This is a genomic window from Vibrio sp. 811, from assembly GCF_033339195.1.
In genome coordinates this window covers 1-1037 of the sequence record NZ_JAWOUB010000123.1, presented here as the reverse complement: position 1 = coordinate 1037, position 1037 = coordinate 1, and the positions used below count along the sequence as shown (strand labels likewise).

Annotated in this window: 2 protein-coding genes; both read right to left on the bottom strand. The window is 47.3% G+C overall.

The window, feature by feature from the left end; genetic code table 11:
• Window positions 1-925: imelysin family protein (locus R7Q46_RS25265; protein ID WP_318077948.1), on the bottom strand; the 925-nt coding region annotated here is incomplete at its 3' end.
• 10 nt (window positions 926-935) lie between these two features.
• A partial coding sequence (locus R7Q46_RS25260) for a di-heme oxidoredictase family protein (protein ID WP_318077949.1) occupies window positions 936-1037 on the bottom strand: 102 nt, incomplete at its 5' end.

The window sequence follows — 1037 nt, the reverse complement described above, 5'->3', positions numbered from 1 at the left end:
GATATCCGTCCACACTTTGTAGTGCAGAGAACAGGCTTTTATCTTCAGGCCAAGTCTCTAAAGCCATGTCAAACTGATACGCGACGCGATCCGCCAATTGCGTTTTACCTTGCGCCCTTAACAGCGCATCTAAACCTTTACCGTTCGCAAAATACAACTGATGCAAGCTTTCTAGATTAGCTTTTAAGTTAGAGAGCGAGGTTTCTGAGCGCCAAGACTCCGAGAAGTAAGGACGAGGATGCCCTATCTTGGCTAGCGGACGGCTGAGCTTTTTCATGCTGTATTCTAGCTGGTTAGAAAGCAGCGAAATGTACTCCGATTCCCACTCTGTCTTTTGCAAAGACTTCCACGGGTTTTGAGCCCAAGAATTAGCGATGATCTGTGCTTTATCGTGCAAGTTTTCGGCAATCGCAACACCTGAGGCACATACATTGCTATTGGTGTTAAGCGTGGATGCATCATCATAAAGTAACCATTCCAACGCCCCCAAACCTTGCACAGTCACGCTTTGTGTCGAGATCTCTTCCACTGTCCAAACTTTATCGGCTTTAGTCAGCGCCGACATTTTACGCCCGGTGGTATTTTTTTTATCGGGCCAGAATTGTACGTTCCAGCTTTGCTCCAGCGCGGTCACGGGGCCACGCTCTTGCCCTTGAAGCGCCATCCAAGCCAGCATGGTGCTGTGCCATTGTTGTTGTACTGGTTCCACGTCATTTTTCGGCGCAGAACAAAAATCAGCAAAGCTCTGCTCTAACTGCGAAGCTTGGCTTAAAAATGACTGTGCGGCATGAAACTCCACTTCGTAAACAGCTTGAGAAATATGGCTAGTTTGTTCTGGTTGTTCATCCGACGAGCCCGTTGTCGATTGGCAACCAACTAAGCTTAGCGTTGCAACAACAGCGCTCATTAATGTTGTTTTCTTCATGGTTGCATCCTTACAGAGAGTTCAGAAACGCAATCAATGCGTCACGTTCTTTTTGGTTCAGCGATAATACGTTTTGTTTCGCTTGTTCCGCTTCACCACCATGCCAAAGCAC